Origin of the sequence: Acinetobacter sp. 226, assembly GCF_048147925.1 — a bacterium.
GTDB classification, from domain to species: Bacteria; Pseudomonadota; Gammaproteobacteria; order Pseudomonadales; family Moraxellaceae; genus Acinetobacter; species Acinetobacter pecorum.
Genome location: NZ_JAYWYX010000014.1, coordinates 14,093 through 35,902, shown reverse-complemented (window position 1 = coordinate 35,902; position 21,810 = coordinate 14,093). Strand labels below are relative to the sequence as shown.

General features: G+C 41.8%; 22 protein-coding genes. 5 read left to right on the top strand and 17 right to left on the bottom strand.

Translation table 11 applies throughout. The features are described from left to right. Window positions 1-67: 67 nt before the first annotated feature. Window positions 68-289 (top strand): hypothetical protein, encoded by a 222-nt coding sequence (locus VXP95_RS08260; protein WP_004278319.1) that lies wholly within the window; start codon window positions 68-70, stop codon window positions 287-289. 18 nt (window positions 290-307) lie between these two features. Then, complete coding sequence (locus VXP95_RS08255; RefSeq protein ID WP_416711828.1) at window positions 308-1,180, top strand: lysophospholipid acyltransferase family protein; 873 nt, start codon at window positions 308-310, stop codon at window positions 1,178-1,180. 21 nt (window positions 1,181-1,201) lie between these two features. Here the strand turns inward: VXP95_RS08255 and VXP95_RS08250 are convergent, their stop codons facing one another. After that, window positions 1,202-2,167 (bottom strand): glycosyltransferase family 2 protein, encoded by a 966-nt coding sequence (locus tag VXP95_RS08250; protein ID WP_416680364.1) that lies wholly within the window; start codon window positions 2,165-2,167, stop codon window positions 1,202-1,204. A 659-nt stretch (window positions 2,168-2,826) separates the two neighbouring features. On the opposite strand from VXP95_RS08250, the gene VXP95_RS08245 reads away from it, so the two are divergent. After that, entirely contained in the window at window positions 2,827-3,951 is a 1,125-nt protein-coding gene (locus tag VXP95_RS08245; RefSeq protein WP_064094753.1) for a glycosyltransferase, read from the top strand. Window position 3,952: 1 nt separating this feature from the next. Then, entirely contained in the window at window positions 3,953-4,975 is a 1,023-nt protein-coding gene (locus VXP95_RS08240) for a glycosyltransferase family 2 protein (RefSeq protein WP_171254890.1), read from the top strand. 15 nt (window positions 4,976-4,990) lie between these two features. Here VXP95_RS08240 and VXP95_RS08235 read toward each other — a convergent pair whose 3' ends face one another. The 16 genes from VXP95_RS08235 to mazG all read right to left on the bottom strand — a co-directional run bounded on the left by VXP95_RS08235 (window position 4,991) and on the right by mazG (window position 20,932). Continuing rightward, a complete protein-coding gene (locus tag VXP95_RS08235) occupies window positions 4,991-6,043 on the bottom strand; it encodes a glycosyltransferase (protein WP_416711827.1) in 1,053 nt (350 codons plus the stop codon). Between the two features lie 6 nt (window positions 6,044-6,049). Then, window positions 6,050-6,862, bottom strand: a complete 813-nt coding sequence (locus VXP95_RS08230) for a glycosyltransferase family 25 protein (protein WP_416711826.1) — start codon at window positions 6,860-6,862, stop codon at window positions 6,050-6,052. A gap of 2 nt (window positions 6,863-6,864) precedes the next feature. Then, on the bottom strand, window positions 6,865-7,608 hold the full coding sequence (locus tag VXP95_RS08225; protein ID WP_064094757.1) for a hypothetical protein: 744 nt from the start codon (window positions 7,606-7,608) through the stop codon (window positions 6,865-6,867). Between the two features lie 38 nt (window positions 7,609-7,646). Continuing rightward, a complete protein-coding gene (locus VXP95_RS08220) occupies window positions 7,647-8,369 on the bottom strand; it encodes a hypothetical protein (protein ID WP_064094758.1) in 723 nt (240 codons plus the stop codon). 128 nt (window positions 8,370-8,497) lie between these two features. Then, window positions 8,498-9,424, bottom strand: coding sequence for a branched-chain amino acid transaminase (locus VXP95_RS08215; protein WP_416705543.1), 927 nt, complete (start codon window positions 9,422-9,424; stop codon window positions 8,498-8,500). 24 nt (window positions 9,425-9,448) lie between these two features. Next, window positions 9,449-12,199 carry a bifunctional [glutamate--ammonia ligase]-adenylyl-L-tyrosine phosphorylase/[glutamate--ammonia-ligase] adenylyltransferase gene (gene glnE, locus VXP95_RS08210; protein WP_416705542.1) on the bottom strand — a complete coding sequence of 917 codons (2,751 nt, stop codon included), beginning with the start codon at window positions 12,197-12,199 and terminating at the stop codon, window positions 9,449-9,451. A gap of 83 nt (window positions 12,200-12,282) precedes the next feature. Further along, a complete protein-coding gene (locus tag VXP95_RS08205; protein ID WP_416711825.1) occupies window positions 12,283-13,551 on the bottom strand; it encodes a sensor histidine kinase in 1,269 nt (422 codons plus the stop codon). Between the two features lie 712 nt (window positions 13,552-14,263). Beyond that, window positions 14,264-14,797, bottom strand: a complete 534-nt coding sequence (gene yjgA, locus VXP95_RS08200; RefSeq protein WP_416680368.1) for a ribosome biogenesis factor YjgA — start codon at window positions 14,795-14,797, stop codon at window positions 14,264-14,266. Between the two features lie 2 nt (window positions 14,798-14,799). After that, window positions 14,800-15,069, bottom strand: coding sequence for an HPr family phosphocarrier protein (locus tag VXP95_RS08195; protein WP_064094762.1), 270 nt, complete (start codon window positions 15,067-15,069; stop codon window positions 14,800-14,802). Then, window positions 15,066-15,917: an RNase adapter RapZ gene (gene rapZ / locus VXP95_RS08190; protein ID WP_064094763.1), complete on the bottom strand. Its 852-nt coding sequence runs from the start codon at window positions 15,915-15,917 to the stop codon at window positions 15,066-15,068. Before rapZ ends, VXP95_RS08195 begins: the two co-directional genes overlap by 4 nt. Window positions 15,918-15,935: 18 nt before the next feature. Further along, window positions 15,936-16,784 carry a pantoate--beta-alanine ligase gene (panC, locus tag VXP95_RS08185; protein ID WP_416711824.1) on the bottom strand — a complete coding sequence of 283 codons (849 nt, stop codon included), beginning with the start codon at window positions 16,782-16,784 and terminating at the stop codon, window positions 15,936-15,938. Window position 16,785: 1 nt separating this feature from the next. Continuing rightward, window positions 16,786-17,595 (bottom strand): 3-methyl-2-oxobutanoate hydroxymethyltransferase, encoded by an 810-nt coding sequence (panB, locus tag VXP95_RS08180; RefSeq protein WP_416680369.1) that lies wholly within the window; start codon window positions 17,593-17,595, stop codon window positions 16,786-16,788. 53 nt (window positions 17,596-17,648) lie between these two features. Beyond that, window positions 17,649-18,134, bottom strand: coding sequence for a 2-amino-4-hydroxy-6-hydroxymethyldihydropteridine diphosphokinase (folK, locus tag VXP95_RS08175; RefSeq protein WP_416705540.1), 486 nt, complete (start codon window positions 18,132-18,134; stop codon window positions 17,649-17,651). Next, on the bottom strand, window positions 18,131-19,603 hold the full coding sequence (gene pcnB, locus VXP95_RS08170) for a polynucleotide adenylyltransferase PcnB (protein WP_191730397.1): 1,473 nt from the start codon (window positions 19,601-19,603) through the stop codon (window positions 18,131-18,133). Before pcnB ends, folK begins: the two co-directional genes overlap by 4 nt. Before the next feature lie 137 nt (window positions 19,604-19,740). Further along, entirely contained in the window at window positions 19,741-20,160 is a 420-nt protein-coding gene (locus VXP95_RS08165) for a ComEA family DNA-binding protein (protein WP_416680371.1), read from the bottom strand. Then, window positions 20,120-20,932 (bottom strand): nucleoside triphosphate pyrophosphohydrolase, encoded by an 813-nt coding sequence (gene mazG, locus VXP95_RS08160; RefSeq protein WP_416680372.1) that lies wholly within the window; start codon window positions 20,930-20,932, stop codon window positions 20,120-20,122. Before mazG ends, VXP95_RS08165 begins: the two co-directional genes overlap by 41 nt. Window positions 20,933-21,022: 90 nt before the next feature. Here mazG and VXP95_RS08155 point away from each other — a divergent pair, with 90 nt between their 5' ends. After that, window positions 21,023-21,793: an SDR family oxidoreductase gene (locus VXP95_RS08155; RefSeq protein WP_064094770.1), complete on the top strand. Its 771-nt coding sequence runs from the start codon at window positions 21,023-21,025 to the stop codon at window positions 21,791-21,793. Window positions 21,794-21,810 lie beyond the last annotated feature (17 nt).

The window sequence follows — 21,810 nt, the reverse complement described above, 5'->3', positions numbered from 1 at the left end:
TGTAAGATTGAGTCGCATCTGGAACAGTGGCATAATAGCCATAGTTTTTAATCTAAGGTAATTAGCAATGGCTATGCGTCCTGCAGTTCGTAATCGCAGCATTATGCTTATTGTATTTTCAGTGGTTCAATGGCTGTTCATGCGCTATATCCTTGCCAACAATCTGTTCAATCTCGATACCAACGACCGTATTGTATATTTTTGCCTGAGTAGTATTTTAGGTGCCCTGCTGATTTTTGTGGGTTTGATTTATATGGTGCTGAAGGGCAATCCGGATAAAGATCTATAATCTGACCGTCTGGATCACATGTACACCATACTCAAAAATTTCTCCAAGCTTCCGTTAAGATTCATTCAAAATCTTGCACAACTGGCCGGATCTCTTTTGTATCTCAGCCATTCTTCTGCACGCCAGGTGACAGAGATTAATCTGGCATCTGCCTACCCTGACCTATCTGAAGCTGAACGGGCTGATTTAACAAAACGCAGTCTGAAAAGTCAGTGCATGACCTATGCAGAATCAGTCAAGATTTGGGGCTCATCTCCTGAATACGCGCTGTCTTTAATTCAGGATGTGCATGACGAAGATATTTTCCTGCAAGCTTTGCAAAATCCTCATGGCTGTTTGGCCGTGGTGCCACATTTTGGTACGTGGGAGCTGTTGAATGTCTGGGTGAATCAACACACCTCTCCTGTGATTATGTACAAACCCAGCAAGAATGAAGACATCGATCGTTTTATGCTGCAAGCCAGACAACGGCTCAAGGCGACCCTTGTTCCAACAGATGATTCTGGTGTACGTGCTGTGTTTAAGCATCTTAAGCAAGGTGGTTTTTCTGCAATTTTGCCAGACCATGTTCCTAAAGAATCCGGGGGAATTTATTCTTATTTTTATGGCCAGAACGCTTTATCTTCTACCTTGCTTTCCAAACTGGCAGCTAAAACACAATGTTCAGTGGTCGGGCTGAGTTGCCTCAGACGCAAGGATCTTTCAGGCTATGATATTGTGGTGACCCCAATTTCTGACGATATTTTATCGAAAGATTTACAGCTTTCTGTAGATACTTTAAATAAAGAAATGGAGCGTATGATTAATGTCGCGCCAGAACAGTATTTGTGGGGTTACAAGAGATTCAGACGTCTAGCAGGCGGTGTTAATCTTTATAAACCGACTCATTAAAATTATGTGGTGTAATAATTGTCAGAAGATAGACCGTCGCGAACTGAGCCAGTTTTTATACCAGTAGAACAGTTTTGGATATTGTAGCATCAGTCGCTTTTCCCGGTTCAAATGCTGTAATTTATCCTGGAAATAATCCAGATCGTGATGAATACGATGTAAAAATTTGCTGTAGATAGCAAAACCCAGTTTAAGGTTCCGTTCAAACAGGGCCAAAATGAGGTGCTCATACAATATCTGGAAATAGGGATTTTCTAACTTATCTCTATACAGGCTTAAGCCATATTCCAGACTCTTGATATGTTCTGGCTTAATTTCACCATTGGTAATACTGTCTGCCCTGTAACGGTACCTGAACAGAGGCTCGGCAATTTCATAAATGATGAGGCCTTTACGATACAGGAATGGAATCGACAGCATGTCTTCGTAGAAATGATTTGGTGGAAACTGAAAGTCCTTTAAAAGTTTACGGTTATACACTCTTAACCATGTATACCAATAGTTTTTAAGAAACACGCGTTTTAAATAATCTGTATCGGCATAAACCAAGCCTGTCTGTTCAGCCAGTACCAGCGGTTTAGTCCCATACTGTTTATTTTCCATCAGTGCATTAAAGTGAATTAATTCCACCTCTGGTGCCTGCCTAATGACCTCTAAAATACGCGCTACAAAATGAGGCTCAACATAATCATCAGAATCCAGATAGGCAATATACTGCCCCTTCGCCACCGCATAACCATTATTACGCGCCATGCTAAGACCCTGATTTTCTTGGTGGATAATACAGATCTTGGCCTGAGATGAATGGGTAGCAAGATAGGCTTCCAAAATTTCTATTGAACGGTCTTTACAGCCATCATCGACAATAATGCATTCGACCTCTGAACTCAGCTGGGGTAATAATGATGTAATACAAGCTTCAATATAGTCCTCTACCCCATATACAGGGATAATGATAGATAACACATAAGGATAGCTTGAACTCATTTTTTTCTTCACTCAAATTTAACTAAGCCTTTATTATTGCTTTTATCAGAAATTTTTCTTCTTATTGAGGTATTTTTGTTCTAGCCGGAGTGTTAAGTGTAAGTACCCGTATACAGATATAGCTAACTTTATAATCAAGATATAATCATCATGCATAGGAGCCATACTTTTGCAGCTTACACCCTTTGGTTCGGATGGATAATCATAGTGATGACTGTCGTTTAATGCCAAGGCACGCAAAATAGCAGTACTACAACTCTTCGAAAGCGATAGACGCCATTATGACTTATACAGGCGGGTTATAAAGCTGATGAAAATAATCTGATGTCTGGTGCTTAAGCAGCTTTAAAAATCAAAACAGTCTGTATTTATCAAATGGCATCTAAAAAATCAATATTCAGTGATCAGGCCAAATTACCTTAGACACGGTGCATTAGCAGGTTATGATATTGTGACCGCCCCAATTTACGGTGACCTTTCATCAAAAGATTTACATTTCTCTGTCAATATCTTAAATCAAAAACAGAAAGTGTGATTTATATCACTCTAAAACAGTATTTGTCAGGATATAATCAGTGGAGAGCCTTACAAGACATGCGTAAAAATCTTTATAATAAAGATTATCAATAAATTTCTACTTAATAAATCTATAGCGTCTGATGAAAAAAGAATTTAATCAATACCATATATTATTTATAGTGGATCATCTTAAAGGAGGGGGTGCAGAAAAAATTCTTCTTGATACCGCTACAAATTTAGAAAAGACTGGGCATCAAGTCACGGTTGTACCATTAAATCATCATGAGATTAAAATGGACATTCCCACGAATCTTAACTTCATAAAAGAAAGTTTTAATCAGTGTATTTGTTCAGGTAAATTACTCAGAAAACGAGAAACACCAACAGCCGATATAGAAAAGATTAATACAATAATTTCAGATATACAGCCGGATCTTATTATTTTATCGCATGCATTTGCATTCTGTCTTTCCGATTTTATCAGTGGAAATATATGGTTATGGATACATGGCGAGATTTTCAAATCATCCAGAAAACAGACCAATAATCCTTTCAGATGGTATAAAGAATACCGAAGACATTATCTCGATAAGAAATATTTTATTAAACTTTTTGACGGAAAAAATATTATTACCGTTAACCAGAATCTGGAAAAAGATTATAAGCACTTATTACCCCACTCACAAATTTTAACAATTTATAATGGTCTTGATATAAAACATATTGAGCAACAAAAATTAATAGAAGCCCAAAAGATCTGGGATTGCATATTTGTTGGTCGTTTAAGCCAGGAAAAACAGCCAGAACATGCTATCAGGGCATTTGCAAAATCTGAAAAAGCGAAAAACCTGCTGATTGTAGGAGAGGGTGATTTAAAGCCTTCACTACAGGATTTATGTAAACAACTAAATATTGAAAGTCGCGTAGAATTTATGGGATGGGTCAACAATCCGTATCCATATATTCAGCAAAGTCGGTTATTAATTTCCAGCTCGGGCAGTGAAGGTTATGGTTTAGTCATCTCAGAAGCACTTTACCTTGATGTTCCTGTAATTGCCTATAATGTAAGCGATGCGATTTCTCACCAATTGAGCATCGCAAATTTAGAAGAAAATTTGGTTACTCCCCAAAATATAGATGAATTGGCAGAGAAAATAGATCAAAATCTGAATCAAACCTATCGTACTTCTTTTGAGAAAAAACTGCTCTCAAATGAAACGATGGTTAATAAATTTTTAAACCTTATCAAGAATGATCATTACTAAAATGCTTTATTTAACTATCATCATCCCCATTTATAATGTTGAGAAGTATATTGTTGACTGTCTTCAAAGCATCATCGACCAGTTAGATGATCGGATTGAGATTCTATGTATTGACGATGGCTCAACAGATCATTCTATTGAAATTTTAAAAGATTATTTGAATCAGCAACCTAAATCTCTCGTAAAAAATATCAGAATCTTTCAACAGAAAAATTCAGGTGTCAGTTCTGCTAGGAATCTCGGTATTTCACATGCAAAAGGTACATATCTTACTTTCGTGGATCCAGACGATGTACTTTTAGAGACTTACGTTAAAGAGATAAATTTAGCTCTTTTAAATAATGTAGATGTAGTGAGTTTTGGATATAAAAAGCTTTCTGAAGATTTAAAATCAAGTACTGATCAATTTATTCCTCACTTTGTCAATCAACAGATTAGTAATTTACCCAGCAGTGAAAATGCTCTCATTGAAATTTTCAACTATAATCGCTGGTTTTCTGGAATTCATGTCTATAAAACCAGCCTGTTTAAAGATACTAAATTCCCAGAACTAACTCACTATGAAGATGCAGCAACCATTCCAAGTATAATGATAAAAGCCACATCATTTTATACGATTCCTAAACCCTTATATGGATACCGGATACGCTCAAGTAGTGCTACAAACTCTAAACAAGGTGCTAATATTGATAAATCGTTGGCCTGTCTCGAACAACTTATTCCAATACTCATTGAGAAAACCAAGGTACAGGCGATTTTTATCATTCCATTAATGCATTTTTTTTATATTTATATCCATCAAAGTACCAAATACAAAAATAAGCAGACTGCAAAACTGAACTGGAAAAAATTTTCTCAACAAATTCAGCAATTGCCTTTTTCTGGCAAATTAATCAAAAATGAGCATAATCGACTTTTATACCAGTGCTTAAATTTGGGAATAAATGGGTTTTACCTGTCCAAATTAATGAGTCGCCTTTTACGTTCCCTCAAAAAGCGCTTAAGGAAGCCTTATCATCAATAATCAGCTTTAAATAATTTAAATAATGAGATCTAAATATTGGCTGGCGGCATAATCAGGTAAAAATTTTCGATCCAAGCTAACTGGATTATTATCTGTTTGCTGTGCATATGCAGAAATTTTATCTGATAATGCCGAAATGTCGCCAGGCTTAACCAAACTATCAGATGGCAAAATTTCATTGGGACCTGATGGGCAATCAGTACTAATTACAGGTGTACCCAAAGCTAAAGATTCTAAAATGACCAACCCCAACCCTTCAAAATCAGATGACAACACCATAAATTTTGCATGCTTCATATAGGGATAGGGATTTTTTTTAAAACCTGTAAAAACAACTTTATCTTCAATACCTAAATCTTTAACTAATTTTTTAGATGCCTCTAATAATTCGCCCGTACCCACCAAAACCAATTTTTCCTGAACATTCGCTTTTGCATACGCTTTAATTAAAACATCATGGCGCTTCTGTTGTTTAAATTTTCCAACATTCACAATATAGGGTGTATCAATATCTGGCACATATTCGCTAGCTGTTGAAACGACTTGCTTAACATCAATCGGGTTATAAATAGTGGTTATTTTGCTTTTACGGCCAAAAACCTCAATAAAATCTTTCTCAACACCTTGACTGACTGCTACGCATGGTTTCGCCAAATAAATCTTGGTGAGCTCTTTTCGCATTCCTTCCAGTCTTTCACCATATTCCAGACTGGTCGTGTTATGAATGACTAAATGAACATTAGGCAATTGGCTTTTAGACAAAATAAAATCGACAGGCAATAAGTTTGAAAGCACTAGATCAGGTGTGCCGATATTTTTTAGTACAAATTTATCAAATGCTTTGGCTGCAATACCGGAACGCATAAATTTAGGAATTGCACGATATTTTTGATAATCAAAAAAGTGGAGTTTTACGCCTTCAGGTATCGGTAAATCTATAATATTTTTAAAATAGACAATATGCGCTTCATGACCCGCATCAATTAAACCCTTTGCCAAAGTTAAAGCAAAACGTTCTGCCCCATTTCCCTGTAAAGTAAAAATAGCCAATACGATGGTTTTTTTCATACAGTATTAATCCTGAATAAATTTTTCTTGATTCAATTTAATCATTCTTTTTTCTGCTCTCCCCATCACTTGTAAATATCGTATCGCCATCGCAATTTGTCCCGCTAATCGTCTTTTTTTGAACTTGTATTTTTCTTTGATAGAGCTGAATTCAGGCTTAAAGTGTTCAGAACGGCCAATAGTCGAATCAAAACACCCTTGTTGCAGGAGGCCATATGCGCCAAGCTGGTCTTCTTGAATAATCACTGCAGGTTCAGCTTGCAAACAATGTAATTCATAAGCAGAAAATATAAATCCATCTGCAATTGCCGGTGCAGTTTTTGCCAAACGATTTAATAATTTTTGCGCGCCACTCGGGTAGAGGATATAACCTGCTGCTCCGGTACGATCTTGATATAAATCATATAATTTGACCTGAGTATGATCTAAGGTACACACGGGTGTCCGACTTATAATTTTTTTACGGCTTCTTACTTCCAGATTAATTAAGTCCACATCTGGAAATTGTTGCTGTTCAATTTCGTTTAAAATTTCTTTTGCATTGGAAGCCAGTACTGCATCATCTTCAAGAATTAAACAGGGCTGATTCCTTTTTAGTACTTCTTCCCAGGCTTTTTGGTGACTGAGAAAGCAAGCCACCTCAACTTTACGCAAAGGCCTTTGCCAGCCAAAACCAAGTTTTTGGTATTGCTCTTCGCTCAGATCAGCAACTGAAAATGCTTCTAATATTTCAAAATCCAGTCCTAATTTCTCAAATTGTCTTTTTTGAAAATCACGACGATCCTGTGAACTTTTTAAATTGATAATTAAAGTATTCACAATTACCACCATCTCGTCTTTTCACGAGTGTGACGCTGTTTAAAACGTGAATATACATTATTATTCTGATCAAGCTGTAATCTGTCAAAAATCTCAATTACAATTTGACCCAGTTCATGGGCCTCACATATTTGCTCGAGACGCCAGCGCATATTACGTAAAGTATCATCAGTTCCAACCGCAAATGCAGCCGTACCATCAAATAAGGCATAACGCTGTTGCTGCAATAACTGCTGATGTTCCGGATTTACTGTTAAAGACTGGTCACATAAAAAACGTTCAGTTTCCTGTAGTTTAATAGTGTTGATCAGTACCACTGCATTCATCAGAATTGCTTGTAATAGCGGATCATCTTCTAAATCAATAAAAGTATCACAGGCAGAAATTAACCAGCGTGTATTTAATGAAGCCAGTAAATAGTCACGCTCACTCAACCATAATTCTTTAAATCTTGCATAGTTATTCTGAACATCAACTTCACGACGAATGAGTACAATCAAGCTGGCATGATAATGATTGAGCGCAGACTGACCCACAAATTCCTGTTCAAGCTGTTCAATATGTTCATTTAAATCTTTAGCCGAACCATAGGTATAGCGAACTTCTTCACCACCAATCATCTGGTTTTTAAGTGCATCGAGGTCTACGTCATTAAACTGAGCGTAGACCTTGTCTGCCCCAAATCGACGTTGATGGCGACTAAATGAAAACCATTGTTCGAATTTACTTTTTTTTCTCACAGGCATTTGAAATCAAGTCTCTTCCAATCCTACATTTATTCCGCTTACTGCCACGCATCCTTAATCCACTGCGATGGCAGCACATAACGATACCATTTACCACCCCCACCATTCACTGCATCTGGCGGATTAATCTCACCATGAAAAACAATGATTTTGGCACCTTCAGGTTTTACCGGCGGCTTAAAATAAGCCATCGGAATTTTTTGCAGGCAATGGTATTTGTAGCTCTTACACCAGCTCTCTGGCCAGTAGCTCAGTTTCTTCTCCCGATCTACATACCAAGACAGATAAGCCTGCTCATTACGGAATTTTTGACGAATTTCATCAAAATGTTCACGGAAATAAGGTAACAGACCTGGGAAAGCACCCAGTTTAAACCGGTAAACCGAACTGTTACCGGTAATACGCCACGGCCGTTTCCAGTCATGAATAATCAGAAAGTCGCCCGGATAGGTAAAGAACTCATCGATATTATCGACAATCACCACATCAAGATCGAGGAAGAGTGCATTGCCTTCTAAACCATAAAGATCAGGTTCAAAAGTGGACAGCTTGTTCCAGCCACGCTCAGGCGCACCTTCAGGCAATGCCAAAGGTGGAATAGGGAAACATTGTACTGCAGGATCAATGCCTTCAGTACGATCCGTCAGACAGACCATTTTAAAGTCCACTGTCGTATGTCGTTTAACCATATTGTATAAACGATTGACGTATTCCGAACCGTATTTGGTTCCCCATTTCATACAAATAACGATGTTACTCATTGCGTATGCCTAAGCTCATCTTAAAATCTTCTTGATGCTGAATATGATGACATAAGTTCGGCAGAATAAGTACATCAGTTAAAAAAAACCTCTCAAATGAGAGGTTTTTTCAAGCAGTAAATTCTGAATTACTTCACATAAGTTAACCAGTGTGCATATTTAGGATCTTTGCCCTGAACCGCATCAAAGTAAGCTTTCTGGATTTGAGTGGTGATTGGACCACGTACACCCTCACCAATCTGACGATCATCGTATTCACGGATTGGTGTTACTTCTGCAGCAGTACCGGTAAAGAATGCTTCATCTGCAATGTAAAATTCATCACGGGTAATACGGCGTTCAATTACGTCATAACCCAAGTCTTTAGCAATGGTAATAATGGTTTGACGGGTAATACCATCCAACGCACCACCTGCGATATCAGGCGTATGAATCACGCCATCACGTACCAGGAATACGTTTTCGCCTGAACCTTGACATACATAACCTTGCGGGTCGAGCAGCATTGCTTCGTCATAACCTGAATGTGCCACTTCCTGATGCGCAAGAATCGACAGCGTGTAGTTGCCTGATGCTTTGGCCTTACACATAGTGACGTTCGGATGATGATGGGTAAATGAAGAAGTTTTTACGCGAATACCCTTCGCCATTGCTTCTTCACCGAGGTAAGCACCCCAGCTCCATGCCGCAACTACGGCATGAATGGTATTGTCAGTTGCAGCAATACCGAGTTTTTCAGAACCAATAAAAATAATTGGACGTAAATAGCAAGACGCTAATTTGTTTTCACGAACAACATCAATTTGAGCTTGCTCTAATGCTGCTTGATCAAATGGAACTTTCATTTGATAAATTTTTGCAGAATTCAACAAACGCTTCGTATGTTCTCTCAGACGGAAAATAGCCGTTCCATTCGGGGTTTCATAAGCACGGACACCTTCAAACACACCCATGCTGTAATGCAAAGTATGTGTTAATACGTGAGTTTTTGCCTCACGCCAGTCAACTAGTTGTCCATCTTGCCAAATGAAACCATCACGATCAGCCAAATTCATGCCACAAACTCCAATTTCTCACAATTATTCACTATCCAGTACAAAGTCTGCACTTGGATCAATCAGTCTTTGCCATAACTTGCAAACGGTCATTCGGGTATCGTGCCAGTCGCTTGCAGACACTTGCATGGATTGATTTGCAAGGGCTAAGCGATGGCTCTCGGCGCGTTCACGGAGATAAGCTTGAATCAGAGCAGTCGCATCGTCGCTGGATAAGCAACCTGATTTTGCGGCATCCTCAAGAATTCGTACATTGTCGGAGAAATGGGCGAGATCTTTATTCGTCCCACTCCAAGCCAACACCGCATACTGTGCCATAAATTCGATGTCTACGATACCACCTGCATCTTGTTTTAAATGAAAAATACCATCTTTTTTTTGCTCTTTAGAAGAACCGAGATGCTCCTTCATTTTCTGACGCATTTTCAGTACTTCTGCCCGTACATAATTTTCATCGCGAGGCTGAGTCAGAATATCCCGGCGCAAAACTTCGAACTTTTTCCTTAAACTCATTTCACCCGCAATTGGACGGGCTCGTACCAAGGCCTGATGCTCCCACAACCAGGCGCTCTTGAACTGATATTGTTCAAAGGCTTTTAAACTGGTCACTAAAAGTCCAGCTTCACCCGATGGACGCAAGCGGGTATCGACCTCATAAACACGCCCATCCAGAGTTTGCGTGGTCATGAGGGACATGAATTTTTGCGCCACGCGCATGGCAAACTCAAAGCCACTGATCGGCTTGAGTCCATCTGTATCGGTCTGCTCACTCATATAGTGAATAAAGACCAGATCCAGATCCGAGCCATAACCCAGTTCAATTCCACCGACTTTACCATAACCAATGACTGCAAAAGCCGTATGCTCGACTGAACAGCGCTGCCCTTCTGCATCCAGAGGAAAACCATGTTTTTTCGCAACAATCTGATAGGCCAGATGCAGCGCTGCATTCACCGATACTTCAGCAATATCGGTCAAGGCATCGGAAACTTTCATTAAAGGACTTTCAGCCAGCACATCACTGGCGGCCACAGCAAGTACATTGGATTTTTTAAACAGGCGCAAAACCCGCATCTGGTCTTCGACCTGATCAATTTCAATCCGTAAAAGTTGCTGGCGCAAGGAATCTTCCAGATCCTTACGTTTTGGCAATTCAAAATCCATCGACAGGAATTCATCCAGTAGCACCGGATAATGGGTCAGTTCTTCACAAATCCATGGGCTGACCGTGGCCATCTTCACCAGTCGCTGCAAAGCCCCTTTACTCTCAATTAACATCACCAGATATACCGTACGGCGCATTACCGATTCCACCAAGGGCATCAGTCGTACCAGTGCTGTCTGCGGATCATCTGACTGTAAAACTGCTTCGATTAAATGTGGCCAAAAAGTTTTTAAACGCTGCACTGCTTTGGCTGGTAATTTTTTTAAGGCATGCCCATTCCAAAACTCATAGACAAGATTTTTTGCATTGTCATCCAAAACTTCTTGCAGTCGGTTTTCTAGCTGTGAAAAACTTTCAATCAGGGTATCCGGACCATTTTCCTTAATCAAATGATCAAACTGATACATCACCTTGCTACGCTTCGCATTGAGATACGCCATAAAGCTGTCCCAATCGGCAAAACCCAGGGTATCTGTTATACGCGCCCTTAATTCTGGCTCAGTCGGCAATGATTGTGTTTGCTGATCATTCAGTGCCTGAATCGCATGTTCAACCCGGCGCAGAAAAAGATAGGCATCTTCCAGTTCCTGTACTGCCTGTTCGTCCAGCAATTCGGCATCATCCAGATGATTCAGATTCACCAGACACTGGCGATCCTGCAATTCAAGCTTGGCGCCGCCGTAAATCAACTGGAAAACCTGCACGATAAACTCGACTTCGCGAATGCCGCCAGCTCCGAGCTTGATATCATCTTCTATATTCCGGCGTTGTACTTCACGCTCGATCATGGCTTTCATTTCGCGCATGGCTTCAAAAGCACTGTAGTCGACGTATTTACGAAATACAAATGGTCGGGTCATCTCCAGCAGCTCATCGCCTTCCGGACTTGGATTGACAATCCGTGCTTTGATCCAGGCATAGCGCTCCCATTCACGCCCATGCTGGCTCAAATATTTTTCCAAGGCCGCGTGACTGATTGCCAGTGCTGAACCATCTCCCCAGGGACGCAGCCGCATGTCGACGCGAAATACAAAACCGTCAGCAGTGATCTGATCCAGCAAATGAATCAGTTTCTGCCCCCAGAGTATGCAAAATTGCTGCACATCAATACATTTACGCCCATCGGTTTCACCCTGCTCGTCGAAGGCGAAAATCAGATCAATATCACTGGAAAGATTAAGTTCTTGTGCCCCGAGTTTCCCCATGGCAATGACAATAAGATCCTGTACTTTTCCATTATAGCCAATCGGTTGGCCATACTTGGCAACAAGCGGAATACGGGCAAAATCTTTTGCTGCACAGATGCTGGCATCAGCAAAATCGGAGAGTTCTTGGGTCAGAGTGATAACATCGGTCAGTTGGTTGGCATCCTGCCAGATCCAGCGAAACATCAGACGGGCCCGCAGAATACGCATTGCACGCATCCAGGCGGCTTCATCAGTAATATTCAGGATGCAGTCCTGTACCAGCTGATCAATGTATTCCCGACTGAGTGAACCCTGAAACTGGTCAATTGCATAATCCTGTTCCAGCAAACTCTGGTGATTGGCCAATACCTGTTCCGCATATTGGCTGGCTCTTAAGGTTTTCTGCAATTGTACTGCATTCATCACTCAACTCTTCCCCTGAAACATTCTGCTTAGTTATAGCAGGAGTTTTGTCTCAAGGGGAATGTTTAGTTTGAAATTTATTTTTAAGACTGCTCGGCCTGCAGGTCTTCAAGCACCAGTGCCTGATGATCATTGGTGACCATCGGTAAATACACGGTAAAGATAGTGCCTCTGCCCTCTTTGGAATTCACACTAATTTGACCATGATTCAGATCAATAAAGCGCTTGCACAGTACCAGACCTAAACCGGCACCTTTCTCTTCAGCTGTACCTCTGACACTGACACCAAGCGTCGGTTTGAACAGATTCTGCATCTGCTCTTCAGTCATGCCCAAACCTGTATCCTGAATGGTAATTTTAACCTGCTCGCCTTCCATTTCGGCTGCTAAAATGACTTTACCGTCTTGATCGACTGGCGTAAATTTCAGCGCGTTGGACACCAGATTCTGCAATACCGAGGTAATCATATTAATATCCGCATGAACCTTAATGTCTTCCGGGATATTGTCGATTAATTCAATCTTTTTCTTCAAAGCCAGACTTTTCAGTACACTGCAGACAATTTTACTGGACTGCTTGAGCTCATAATTAATCGGATGATAAACAAAGCGTCCACCCTCTGCCATCGCCCAGGTCAGCAGGCTTTCCAGCAGATTATAGGTAGCTTGCGCATTATCATATAAATAATCCGCAATGCTCTGAATACTAGATTCATCCAGTGTGTCACGTTCCTGCGCCAGGACTTCGGAAAAACCCAGCAAGCCATGAAATGGCGCACGCAGATCATGCGCGATAATTTGGAAAAATTTGGTTTTACTGAAGTTTTGTGCACATTGCTGTTCATATAACTCTTTCAGATTATTATGTTCCTGATTGAGTTTGATACGATTCACTAAACTTTCAGCAAATTGTTTTACAGTGGCAATATCTTCCTGATCAAACAGGTCAGTCTGATCATCAAAGAACACAACCTGACCTAAAGAATCACCTTGACCCGATTTTAAATTAAATGCGACAAGTCGCTGATGCATCACGCCAAGACTTTTCAAGTAGTCTGACAGTTCTGCATATGCGGGATGCAGGCAATCTATCACATCTGCCTGTAGCAGATATGCAGGTATACTAACATCCTGGGGAGCATGCAGACCCCGGAAACCACGCGGACAGCTGTACCAGATATAAGGTTCCGTATGAAAGCCGATAATACTGGTTTTAACATCCAGGACTTTACGGGCAACATTACAGAAGGTGTCTAATAAATTATCAGAGGTATAGACACCTAAAATGAGAGATATACGGCACGAGCTTAAGAGCTCCGTATTCTGACCGACCTCTAGCAGTTTTAGTTCCATGTCTGCCTCTTTGAATGTTTATAGAATATAGGAAACACAGCCGACCAAATTTATACAATCAATAACAAAGATTCTATATTTACTCAACGATGAAAACTCACATATAGATTAAAGGATTTGTTAACCTGTTTCTATCCAGATACATTAACAGCCACAAAGCACTGATATTTAATTAATTAAGAATAACTTGAAAATTTGTTATTCAAAAAAAATGCTACATAAGTGTTTGAAATTAATATATCTCACCTTAAATAAACATGTTTATTTGTACTCACCTTAACACACTATTGACCAAAAAATACCCAGCATCGCTTTTTACCGTGCTTTAAATAAAAGCTAATCTTTTTTCAATGATATAGCTTTAGAGTGAGATCAAATAAATCACTTCCCCACTGATTATTTTCACTCCTATCCAACTCAGAATGAGCTTTTAATTATTAAAATTATCTTAACAATTATACGGTAGAACATCTTTGAAATTTAGAATTTCGATCAAAAAAAATTCACAAAAGCAGCTGAGAATTGTAAATGAATTACATTCGTTAACAAATTAATTGCGGAATTTTTTTGTTTTATTGATCTATCTAGTGATAGAAATGAAAATCAGGAGAAGAAAAGACAGAGGCTATAGGTAATTCATATTTAAGAAAATTAAATTAAATCTGGCATAAAAAAAGCGGCCTATAAAGACCGCTTTTTCAAAAAGTAGAAATTAGTTATCTGAAATCAGCGCTACTTGCTGTACATAGTTAAACAGCTTTAATTTGGACGCATTCACTTCTTCTTCAGCAGCCTGATTTTTTAAATCACGATGCACCCGAAGATAATGCTGGCGCAAAGTATGACGCTCTGTCGCATTATAGGTTTTGGTAAACTCATTGATGGCTGGATCACCATCTTTGACAATTCGATCAACCCAGCGCTGTAATTGGGCTGTCTTTTTCAAACCTTGCTTCGGGGTAAGATAAGACAAAATCACGGTTTCATTTTCATTGCGCAGCAATTTGCCTATCCGTGAAAATTGACGACGACGTGCTTCATGAGAACTAATTGCTTGCACATCAAGCAAAGCCTCAATCAAACGCTCATCTACGGGTAAGTTTTTAATTTGTTTAGCGCTCAGCTCTGCAAGCTGTGCACCTAAAGCGGCCATACGCTGGACCGCTTTTTTCTGTTCGGTTTTACTTGCGCGCCCCTCTAAAGACTCAAAATCTTCTTCAGTTAAACTGTTCGGTCGACGTGCCACGATTAATCTGCCTCATAAAATTTTGCTGCAAATAGTGCCTGAATTTCAGATAAGGCCTTGTCCTCGTCTGCTCCTTCAATCACTAAGCGTAAAGTTGTTCCTTTGCCTGCACCAAGCATGAGCAAGGACATGATATTTTTAGCATCTACCAGTTTTTCAGTCTTGCCAATCTGGATACTGGAACGAAACTTAGTGGTAACTTCTATCAGTTTACCAGATGCGCGTGCATGTAAACCCAGTTTATTAATTACGTCAACTGTCGTATCTATCATGACCAGTGCTTCATTTCTCGATGGAGGACTTGAATAGACCATTTTGCCTCAAGCGCTTTTTTTAGTCTATCCACAATATAAACAGAACGATGCTGACCACCGGTACAGCCAATCGACACGGTCATATAATGGCGGTGTCCCTCGGCAAAAGTTGGCAACCATTTATCCAGAAAATGATAAAGGTCATTAAACATCTCTTCGACCTGATCGCTCTTTTGTAAAAATTCCTGCACCGGCTGATCCAATCCTGAAAATTTGCGCAGTTCTAGCTCCCAATGCGGGTTCGGCAAGTGCCGGACATCAAAGACATAATCCGCATCGAGTGGAATCCCGTGCTTATAACCAAAGGATTGCAAAATCAGGATCAGGTTATCGGCCTGTCCCAGCTTGGACAACAGCGTATGTTTCAGGTCATGCACGCTTTTGTCGGTGGTATCGATATGCACCGTAGAACGCAACTGAATCGGCATCAACAGGATTTTTTCCTCCTGGATACACTGATTCAGACTTTTAAAGCGTGACGCCAGAGGATGTGGCCGGCGCGAGGCACTGAAGCGTGCAATCAGCTCCTGATCCTGCGTAGTCAGATAGATAATATCGACCGAACCATGCTGCTGTAACTGCTCAAATACATGATCAAATTCTTGTAAATCTGCCCGGGTACTGCGTACATCTACACCCAGCGCCAACTGTTCCAGGTTGTTTTCACTGTCCAGTTTTGCCACGATTTCGGGAAGCAATGCCAAAGGCAGATTATCAATACAGTAATAACCCAGATCTTCAAGCACCTGTAATGCAGATGATTTACCTGAACCAGATTGCCCTGTGACAATTAAAATGCGCTTCATGCATGCTACCCTTTCATCTTAGCCGGCAGTATATTTGACCTGCAAGTTGTCGATTAGACGCGTATTTCCCAGCTTTGCAGCTACAAATAACACAAGATCTTGATTAAACGTATGAATTTTTTGTAATTCCGGAGTGCGGGCTTCAACATAATCAATAACGAAACCGGCATCGGTTAGGCTCTGGCGAATTTCGGCCAATACCGTATCCAGTTCTACGCATGCATGTAGCTGCTGTTCAGCCTTTTGCAAGCTCTGGTAAATGACCGGTGCGATGGCACGCTGTTCTTTGCTTAAATAACCATTACGAGAACTTAAAGCCAGACCATCTTCTGCACGGGCAATCGGCACACCAATCACTTCCAGCGGAATATTCAGGTCTTGTACAAACTGCCGAATGACCGCCAGCTGCTGATAATCTTTCTGGCCGAAGAAAGCATAATTCGGCTGTATGATGTTAAATAATTTAGTCACCACCACCGCCACACCATCAAAATGGCCAGGGCGCTGCGAACCGCATAAATCATTGGTAATTTCAGACACACTGATATTGGTCAAGCGCGGTTTTTTGCCATACATCTGTTCCACACTTGGAGCAAAGACAATGTCACAACCGACTTCAGCCAAAAGCTGCTGATCCTGTTCAAGCGTGCGCGGATAGCTGTCAAAATCTTCATTGGGTCCAAACTGGATCGGATTGACAAAGATACTGACCACCACCACATCACACAACTTACGCGCTTCACGTACCAGATTTAAATGTCCCTGATGCAGATTACCCATGGTTGGTACAAAACCAATGATCTTGCGCTTGGCACGTGCGGGATTTAATGATGCAGCTAATCCCTGAATGGTGGTTTCTGTTTTCATCTTACAATTCAACCTGAAAAGTCTGTTCTGGTGCCGGAAAAGATCCATCTAAAACTGCCGCATGGTACGCTTTAAAAGCATCCAGAATGGCAGTAGCACCCGATTGTTCCTGCATAAAATTACGTACAAATTTTGCGGTATGGCCAAAGGTCAGACCCAACATGTCCTGAACCACCAGTACCTGGCCGTCTGTAGCTGCACCCGCGCCAATACCAATCACGGGAATCTGTGGAAACAGTTCGGTGATTTCCTGGCCAAGCTGTGCAGGTACGCATTCAAGTAGCAATAGTGCAGCACCTGCCTCTACCACTGCCTTACAATCTGCAATAAGCTGATTAGCAGCTTCACGGGTACGGGCCTGCAGTTTATAACCACCAAAAACATGTACCGATTGCGGAGTCAAACCCAGATGCACACATACCGGAATACCGTTCCGGGTCAGTACCTGTACGGTTTCCGCCAGCCATGCACCGCCTTCCATTTTCACCATTTGTGCGCCGGCCTGCATCACGGTTTTCGAGCTTTGCAAGGTATCGTTTAAGGTGGCATAGCTCATAAATGGCAAGTCAGTCATGATAAAGGCATGCTGGTTACCACGGCGTACCGCAGCCGTATGATAAGCCATATCAGCAACCGTAACAGGCAAAGTCGAGTCGCGACCCTGAATTGACATTCCCAAAGAATCGCCAATTAAAATGCTATCGACTTGGGCAATTTCCATGGCTTTGGCCATACTGGCATCATAACAAGTCAGGCATGAAAATTTGCGTCCATCAGCTTTGAAGCGTCTTAAATCACTCAGACTGACCATGAAGATGTTCCTCTATGATTGAAGTTCTCTCGAACATACCAATAACTTAAAAATTAAATATTTGCCCAGTTGCTGTCATCGAGTACCGTGAGGGTCGATTGTTTGACGATGTCCAGATCTTTTAAGAATGTGTCATTGACCTGTATTTCAGAATCAATATCCAGAAGTGGGATCAAGACAAAATCACGCTCTAATACCCCGACATGCGGCACGGTGAGACGTTCATTTTGAATCTGCTCGTTACCGTAGATCAGTAAGTCCAGATCCAGCGTACGTTCACCCCAATGCCGCAAACGTACCCGACCTGCTTCCTGCTCAAAAGCTTGCAAACGGTCCAGCAAGCTTAAAGCAGCCAGATCAGTCGTTAACTGTACAACGGCATTCAGATAGTTTGGCTGGTCCTGAGGTCCCATGGGTGGACTTTGATACAGATGCGAGGTTTTTACCTCACCCAATGTCGCCAGTTTCTGTACAGCTTCTGCCAGAATCTGGCGTGAATCGCCCAAGTTACTGCCCAGGCCAATATAAGTCACGATCATTGTGTTGGCCCAAATACCACCTGACTCAGATCACGTTTTACCCGCTTGCGTTTCATAATCGGATGATCTGCGCCAATTTCACCACTGGCACTGGCTGCCACATGCGACAGAGGTTTTACCTTGTCTTCAAACTTGGCTTTACGCGCCCGGCGGTTACGCGGCTCAGGTTCATTTACCAACGGTTCGATCTCAACGGAATCTTGCTGCTGCGTCAGTTTCTGTTCCAGAGGTTCTTCTTGACTTGCCTTACGCCGGCTCTTGGCACGCTGACGGTTATATTGGCTAATGGCACGCTCTTTCTCGTCACCACTCATTTGCTGGTAAGCATCCCACCAGCTGCCCATCTCCTGTGCAGTCGCATCACCTGATTTTTCACGCAACAGCAAAAAGTCAAAGCCGGCACGGAAACGTGCATGGCTGGACAAAGCTTCGATTTGCTGTGGTTTAGGATTCAGCAAACGGGTCTGCATTTCCCAGATTTCACGAATAAAGGTTTCTGCAAAGCGCGGAATAACAGTACGGGTTGCCTGGCGTTTTAACACGTCAAGACCAGCTTGGGCACGTGCTTCAGCCGCTACTACACCTTTATTCAGATAGAATTCGCAACGTTCCAGAAATGGCTGCCATAACAGCACTGCATAGAAAAATGCCGGGTTGATGGTTTTGCCGATAGAAATGCGCTGATCGGTATTTTTTGCAGCGCGTTCCATAAACGGCGTAATTTTAGGTTTGATATCTGCAAATAACTGCTGCCAGATTCCAAAATCGATCAGCATCGGCAAGACACGATTCAGATGTCCCATGGTGAACAGTTTCTGTGATTCATCATAAAGTCGATGTGGGGAAACATCACGCAGCAACTGGGTCATTTCCGGAGTGAAAACCTCCAGAATTGCTTCATCAATATTGAAGTTCAGTTTGGCGGCAAAACGCAAGGTTCGTAGCATCCGCACCGGATCTTCTTCAAATCTTAAAGCCGGATCACCCAGTAAGCGTAACGTTTTGCTGTGAATATCATCCACTGCATTGCAGAAATCCAGCACAATGCCCTTGCGCGGCTGGTAGTACATCGCATTGATGGAGAAATCACGACGGGAAAAATCCTGTTCGATGCTACCCCAGTTATTATCACGCAGAATCATCCCCGCAGCCGAGGTCACTGCTTTTTTGGGTGGTGCACGGAAAGTTGCTACTTCAACCAGTTCCCGTCCCGAATAGACATGGGCCAGTTCGAAACGTCGCCCGATAATTCGACAACGCCGTCCGAAAACTTCCTTGACCTGAGCCGGGGTGGCATTGGTAACTGCATCGAAATCTTTAGGATTCAAACCTAACATCAGATCTCGAACACCACCACCCACGATATAAGCTTCATAGCCTGCCTTGTTTAAGGCATCAATCACATCGAGAATATAAGAAGGTAATTGAGCGGTTGATAAACCACATTTTGACGCGCGCAAAGTTTGCAAAAGACGCTGTCTCCTACGTCTGAACGTAAAATTCTAAGATGACGCTAATCATATCGCTTACACGACTAAAGGGCAATTTGATTATGTCAATCCTGCGAGTCAAATCAATCAACTAATCCATGATCCATATGGCCGCCCTACAAAGCGAGTTTCGCCTTGTTTTTGGCAAATAAAGCCGGTCCAATGCCTTTGACCTGCTGAATATCTTCAATGCTTTTGAACTTACCGTTTTTTTGCCGATACTGAATAATGGCTTCAGCCTTCTTCTGACCAATCCCGTGCAATTCCTGCAACTGTTCGAGGCTGGCACGATTCAGGCTGATTTTGTCAGTAGCGGAATCTGACAATGCAGGCTTGGCCAGATAATGATTGCTTTCTGATGTGGCAGTAACAGCGGCTTTTTTCTTCAGCCGCGCATCATGTTGCTGCTGTTGGGTCTTCCATTCCATATAATCGGTGGCAGTTGCATGCACAGTCCCGATAGAAATACAGCCGAGCCAGCAACCCAGAACAAGATTAATCCATGTCGGACTGATTTGATAAGATATTTTTTTCATGTGCCACTCTTTGTTTTATTTGTAATTTGGCCTGTTCCCAGAGCTGATCAAGTTCAGCCAGTGACAGCTTTTCCAGGTCTAATTGTTGTAATTGTGCCTGATCTTCCATCAAGGCAAAGCGGGTCCGGAATTTATGGATTGTCCCCAATAATGCCATCTCGCTGGAAATGCCAAGTTTACGACCAACATTGACCAGAGAAAATAAGCAGTCGCCAAATTCTTCCTGTATTTCATCGGAATGTTGTCCGGCTACCGCTTCTTTTAATTCAGCCAGTTCTTCTTCCAGCTTGGCATAAGCACCCGCCATGTCTGGAAAATCAAAACCGATTTTGGCGACATTTTTTTGAATTTCATCGGCCTGCACCAAAGCCGGTGCATGTTTAATATCATCTAGGCGTGAACGCGGCTTACCCTGCTTTTCTTGCTGTTTGATTTCTTTCCATAGCTCAGACACATCTTCCGGACTCATTTTTGCAAATTGTTCAGCCTGAAATACATGCGGATGACGGCGAACCAGTTTATCGGTAATGGCCTGCACCACATCCTGAAAATCGAAAGCCCCCTGCTCGCTGTACATTTGCGACTGGAACACCACCTGTAGCAGCAAATCACCTAGCTCATCGCGGACATCGTCGACTTTTCCAGAGCGTACAGCCGCTTCGACTTCGTAAGCTTCCTCAATCGCATATTTGGTCAGAGATTCGGGGGTCTGTTGCTGATCCCATGGACATTTTTCACGTAATTCGCGCATGATCTGGAGTAGTTGTTCCATGTTTAAAAACCTCTTTTTTACCAAATAGTCGCGTCAATCTGCCGGTTTCTTGTTATGCTCAAAAAAAAAGACAATAAGGAGATCAAACACATGCACAGTATATTGATTAGTGGCGCAGCACAAGGAATTGGGGCAGCAACCGCCCAGCTATTTTACCAGCACGGCTATAAAGTCGGTATTTATGATATCAATACGGCACAGGCTGAACAGCTGGCCCAGCAACTGGGCGAACATGCCAAAGCCGGCTTTCTCGATGTGGCCGATTATGCTTCCTGGGAAACAGCCTTGTCTGAATTTTCGGCCTGGGCGGGGGAAATCAATATTCTGGTCAATAATGCCGGGATTTTATATTCAGGCCCTTTTGAAGAAACTGATATTACGGCGCATCATCGGACTCTGGATATTAATGTTAAAGGAGTCATAAACGGCTGTCATGCCGCTTTTCCTTATTTAAAAGAGTCTGCATTTGCCCGCATCATTAATCTATCTTCAGCTTCGGCAATTTATGGACAGGCCGATTTAAGCAGTTATTCCACCAGCAAGTTTGCAGTGCGTGGCCTGACTGAAAGTCTGGATATTGAGTGGCAACCCTATGGAATCCGGGTATTGGATGTGATGCCGCTTTTCGTTAGTACGGCCATGGTCAAAGATATGCAGGCAGAAAGTATTAAAAAAATGGGCGTGCATTTAAAAGCAGAGGATGTAGCGCAAGAGATTCTTAAACTGGCACAGCTCAAAGATTCAATCTGGCAGGCAACCCATCATCCGGTTGGTTTCAAAAGCCAGTTTTTATTTCATTTATCGCGAATGAGTCCGCAATTTGTGAATCGGCTGAGCAACCTGATCATTGCCAGAAAATAAAATCTGAGATTGATTCT

Coding starts and splice junctions, on each gene's coding strand:
- VXP95_RS08155 (WP_064094770.1), top strand. CDS start 21,023: ATGCACAGTATATTGATTAGTGGCGCAGCACAAGGAATTGGGGCAGCA.
- VXP95_RS08220 (WP_064094758.1), bottom strand. CDS start 8,369: ATGAGTAACATCGTTATTTGTATGAAATGGGGAACCAAATACGGTTCG.
- VXP95_RS08255 (WP_416711828.1), top strand. CDS start 308: ATGTACACCATACTCAAAAATTTCTCCAAGCTTCCGTTAAGATTCATT.
- VXP95_RS08260 (WP_004278319.1), top strand. CDS start 68: ATGGCTATGCGTCCTGCAGTTCGTAATCGCAGCATTATGCTTATTGTA.
- mazG (WP_416680372.1), bottom strand. CDS start 20,932: ATGGAACAACTACTCCAGATCATGCGCGAATTACGTGAAAAATGTCCA.
- rapZ (WP_064094763.1), bottom strand. CDS start 15,917: ATGAAGCGCATTTTAATTGTCACAGGGCAATCTGGTTCAGGTAAATCA.
- VXP95_RS08250 (WP_416680364.1), bottom strand. CDS start 2,167: ATGAGTTCAAGCTATCCTTATGTGTTATCTATCATTATCCCTGTATAT.
- VXP95_RS08240 (WP_171254890.1), top strand. CDS start 3,953: ATGCTTTATTTAACTATCATCATCCCCATTTATAATGTTGAGAAGTAT.
- glnE (WP_416705542.1), bottom strand. CDS start 12,199: ATGAATGCAGTACAATTGCAGAAAACCTTAAGAGCCAGCCAATATGCG.
- folK (WP_416705540.1), bottom strand. CDS start 18,134: ATGATCGTGACTTATATTGGCCTGGGCAGTAACTTGGGCGATTCACGC.
- VXP95_RS08245 (WP_064094753.1), top strand. CDS start 2,827: ATGAAAAAAGAATTTAATCAATACCATATATTATTTATAGTGGATCAT.
- panC (WP_416711824.1), bottom strand. CDS start 16,784: ATGAAAACAGAAACCACCATTCAGGGATTAGCTGCATCATTAAATCCC.
- VXP95_RS08225 (WP_064094757.1), bottom strand. CDS start 7,608: ATGCCTGTGAGAAAAAAAAGTAAATTCGAACAATGGTTTTCATTTAGT.
- VXP95_RS08235 (WP_416711827.1), bottom strand. CDS start 6,043: ATGAAAAAAACCATCGTATTGGCTATTTTTACTTTACAGGGAAATGGG.
- VXP95_RS08195 (WP_064094762.1), bottom strand. CDS start 15,069: ATGATAGATACGACAGTTGACGTAATTAATAAACTGGGTTTACATGCA.
- VXP95_RS08205 (WP_416711825.1), bottom strand. CDS start 13,551: ATGGAACTAAAACTGCTAGAGGTCGGTCAGAATACGGAGCTCTTAAGC.
- VXP95_RS08165 (WP_416680371.1), bottom strand. CDS start 20,160: ATGAAAAAAATATCTTATCAAATCAGTCCGACATGGATTAATCTTGTT.
- VXP95_RS08215 (WP_416705543.1), bottom strand. CDS start 9,424: ATGAATTTGGCTGATCGTGATGGTTTCATTTGGCAAGATGGACAACTA.
- panB (WP_416680369.1), bottom strand. CDS start 17,595: ATGGTCAGTCTGAGTGATTTAAGACGCTTCAAAGCTGATGGACGCAAA.